The 4,214-nt window shown below is 46.2% G+C and carries 4 protein-coding genes; all 4 read left to right on the top strand.

All coding sequences use genetic code 11. From position 1 onward, the window contains the following. Positions 1–2,092, top strand: a 2,092-nt coding sequence (locus C5684_RS08375; protein ID WP_158650231.1) for a coiled-coil domain-containing protein, incomplete at its 5' end; no start/stop codon positions are given. Further along, entirely contained in the window at positions 2,093–2,632 is a 540-nt protein-coding gene (locus C5684_RS08370; RefSeq protein ID WP_104640021.1) for a hypothetical protein, read from the top strand. Then, positions 2,629–4,023 (top strand): hypothetical protein, encoded by a 1,395-nt coding sequence (locus C5684_RS08365; protein WP_104640020.1) that lies wholly within the window; start codon positions 2,629–2,631, stop codon positions 4,021–4,023. Before C5684_RS08370 ends, C5684_RS08365 begins: the two co-directional genes overlap by 4 nt. Before the next feature lie 54 nt (positions 4,024–4,077). Next, a partial coding sequence (locus C5684_RS08360; RefSeq protein WP_199764533.1) for a transposase occupies positions 4,078–4,214 on the top strand: 137 nt, incomplete at its 3' end.

Below are 4,214 nucleotides of genomic sequence, written 5' to 3'. Positions count from 1 at the left end.
CCCCCAAGACCCCGCACAAGTGCCCCCCGCAGTCCAACAACAACCCGACCCCGCATTAGACCCCAATGCCCCTCCCAACATTGAGGACACGCCCGAGTTTAAGGCATTAAAAGAGCAACAAGAAAAAGAGATTGAGGAGGCTAAGGAGGCGTTTAAGCAAGCCAGCCTAGCTTTAGAGCAGGCTAAAATCGCCCAGCAACAAGCCAAAGAGGCTTTTAAGCAAAGCCAGCAAGCTGCTCTAGCCCTGCAAGATAGCCAAGAGGAATTAGAAAAAGCCAAGGAGCTCCAAGAGAGTGCAAAACACGCCCTAGAGGTGGCTCAATTTATGCAACCCCAAGGCTTAAATAACTTGCCCCCCACCCCCCTTGTGGGCGATGCCCCCCTCTTTGAGCTACTCACCCCCAACACGCCTAAGCCCATTGAAATTGAGGCTAAGTTTTTAGCCAGCCTTGAGAATGCCCTTAATAGCGATGAAAAATGGAAAGAACAAATTTATTTGTGCTTGCAAGGCGTGGCTAGGCTTTTAATGGCATTTAAGAGCTTAAAGGGCTTTTATGAGTTGGCCCAAGAGCAACTAGCCAAAGCCAATAACACCCTAGAGTCTAAGAGCGTCTTTTTCAACGCCCAGATTGACTATTTAAAAGAGCTTGTCACAAACTATAACCGCTACTTTGATGAGTTCAACGCCGTAATGAATGAAAACAACGCCCTCATCAACCAGAATTTCACTGTGGTGCTCGATCAGATCGAATTGGTGAAGAAGTTGCTAGCACGGGCTAATAGCGAGGGCAAGAGCTTACTAGCCTATCAAAAGAGTATCGAGCTCTTGCTAGCCAAACTCAACAGCATGGAAGATGTGAAAAACCAGCTTTTAGAGCTCAACACCAAAAGCCGTGCCTTTATTGAGCAAATTAAGGAGCTCTTAGCCGAGGCCATCACCAGCATTAAGGAAAACCAAGAACAGGCGATCAACCACATCAACACCCAAGAGCAAGAGAGCGTTACAAATCTTTTAGCCCTGCAAGCCAACATAGAGATGGCTTTGAATGAACTTGAAGAACAAGGTTTAAAGCGCATCAAAGAGCATATGGCGTTAGTGGATGCCCAAATCGCCCAATTTGACACCGACTATACTAAGCGCTTTGAGCAAATACAAGCCCACTTAAGGGAGGTCATCAAAATACGGGACTTTTTAAAAATGCTCGAACAGAGTATGATTAAAGAGGCGGATGCCAAGCTCGCAACGATGCGCCAAGTGGGGCAACAACAGCTAGATGACTACAATAACAACGCCCAGCAACAAACCCGCCTTTTTGATAATAATGCCCGTATCAGCCAGCAAGCCTATAATGCCAACGCCACCCAAGCCCAGCAAGACTACACCAATAACGCCGCCCAATTAACCCAAGATTTTAACACCAATGCCACCACCCAGCAAGATGCCTATAATCTCAATGCCACCCAAAAACTAGACACCATCAACAAAGCCAACCAACAGGCTACCATTGAGATAGAAGCCCTAGCTAGGACGCAATTAGACGCCTATAACGCCAACGCCCAGCAAAAGACAGACGACTACAACGACAACGCCACAGACAAGATGGCTCATTACGATCTAAACTCCCAAAACAAGCTAGATGACTACAACAACAACGCCCAAACCAAGCTAACAGAACATAAAATTGAGCTCAACAACCTAGCCGATGATTTGGGGGCCAAACTAGCCATCACCGGAACACCTTTGCATACAGAGTTAGCCGCACTTAAAACCCTTTTAGAAGAGTTGCGCCAAAAACAAGATCGATTCGGGCTTAACTTCCAAGTCATCAATATTGCCAATAACCGCAACTGGACTCCCCCAGTCGATTCAATCTATTACTATGTGTTTATACAAGGCGGGCACACCAATATGGGGAGCAACTTGCAAGGGGGCATCACCAGCTTTAGCAATTTACTCAGCGCAGCTGGGGGCTTTAATGGGCAGAGGGGGGAATGCAAGGCAGGGTGGTTTAATTTGCAAGCGGCTACAAATTACACCATTAGCGTAGCCAGTGGCGGAATCTGCTTAATCTCGTATGGCACAAGGATATAAATGCAAGCACCCGATATAACCGCAGGGCGATCTGGTTTAGCCGCTCTAAGCGATGCTTTAGGGCACTTTAGAGGCGCGCATAGCCATTTAAACCAGTCTTTAAAAGACTTTAACGACCAATTGGGGCAGAGCACTAGAAATGCCTATAATATCCTCAATAACGAGGAGCTCAAAGCCCACCAAAGGCTACAAGATCAGATTAAAAACGAACAGAATGAACGCAGCTTAAAGCTCCAAGAAGAGGGCTTTAAATACCAGCAAATGCAAGATAAGATCAAAAACGCCCAAAACCAACAGCGTATCAACATTGAAGCCCAAAATGTCAAGGGGATGAATGCGCTAAGAGGCTGGCAGGGGAAACAATTACAAGCTAACGCCCTAACCCAACAAGTGCAAAACTTCAATTTAGGGGGCTTGATGCAACAAAGCGATGATGCCCAAACGATGATGGGAGGCAATGCCATTCGTGCACAAAGCGGGCTACTCCCCAACAGCAAGAGTAAAAAGCCCCCGCTAGCCTTGCCTATGAACAGAGAATGACCCCCGCACAAAGAGAATTAGCCTTAAGAGCCCTCGCCCAAAGGGACTTATATACTTTTGTTAAGCTCAAATGGGCGCGCTACAATTTAGCCCCCTTTTTGGATAGTTGGCACATTGCATATTTATGTAAAGTGCTAGAGTGCACCCAACCCAACACCACAGGTGAGAGCGATTTACTTACAAGGCTGATGATCAACATGCCCCCCAGCTATGGTAAAACCGAAATTATAGCACGGTGCTTCATTGCTTGGAGTTTGGGGCTAGATAGGAGCAGAAAATTTTTCTATATCAGCTACAGCGATGATCTATGTAGGAAAATCGCCAACCAAGTGCGCGATCTGATGAAATCCAAGTTTTACGCCCAAATCTTCCCCAAACCCCTAGAGTTCTTGCAAGATAACGCCCAAGAGTTTGTTTTAAGAGAAGGCGGGGGACTCTTTGTGACCACGCTTAAAAGCGCATTGACTGGATTCCACGCCCACCAAATCCTCATCGATGACCCGATAAAAGTGAGCGAAATGAGCAGCAAAAGCGCAGTCAAGGCAGTCAATGCCAACTTTAAAGAAAGCGTTTTAAGTCGGCTACAAGATAACCAAAGCAACATCACAATCTTAATGCAAAGGCTAGGGCTCAATGATCTATGCGCCTTTTTGCTCTCAGAACGCGAATTTGAGCCCGCCCAAATTGCTAGCTGGAAGGTCATTAAGCTTAAAGCCTTAAACCCCCAGCAGGAGTGCTACTCCATTAAGGATTTTAGCTACACCCGCGCGCCTAACACGCCTTTATTTGAAGCCCGCCACAACGCCGCCCAATTAGAGGATATGCGGCTGCAAATGGGCAATGATGAATTTAGCGCGCAATACCAGCAAGAGCCCCTAGCCACCAGCGGGGGATACTTTGAGCCCCAATACTTCAAGCAGATTTTTAAGCACGAATTAGGGCAGTTCAACACCTTTATTTTTGTGGATAACGCCCTATCCCTCAAAGAATCCGCAGATAACCGCGCCATTGTGGTTGTGGGGGTGGAAAACTACCAAGAAAACGCCCGTTATGTCGTTTTAGATGTCTATTGCGGGGTTTGGAGCGAGGAGCAGACCATTAATTACATTTTGCAGGCTAAAGAGCAATACCCGGAGGCTAAAACTTATATTGAGAGCGATGGCGGAGGGTTAGTCTTGCACCGCTTGTTATTAGTGGCTTTAGCCCAGCACAACCAAAGAGCCAAAGAGCAACACAAGAGCCCCTTAAATGATGGCATCTTTTGCTACACGCCCAGCCGTCAGGTTAGCAAGGTGGCTAAAATCAAAGCCATGCGCCCCTTTTACCACTCGCGCCGTAAAGCCCCTAGCTTTAGCTATGGGGATATAAGGCGCATGCTCTTTAGAGCATAATAAAAAACAATCATCTTAAAGTATTAGTTAATATAGTTTTGTATAATACACTGCATGCAAACTATCAAATATAAGAGTAACAGTAATATTGTCTATTCTTGCAAATACCATATTGTGTGGTGTCCCAAATATAGACGAAAAGTCCTTGTAGATCAGGTGGAGATAAGGCTCAAACAAATCATTTTGGAAGG

This window comes from Helicobacter bizzozeronii (assembly GCF_900196775.1).
Classification (GTDB): domain Bacteria; phylum Campylobacterota; class Campylobacteria; order Campylobacterales; family Helicobacteraceae; genus Helicobacter; species Helicobacter bizzozeronii.
The sequence above is the reverse complement of the archived record's forward strand: the minus strand, read 5'-3'. Positions and strand labels throughout refer to the sequence as shown.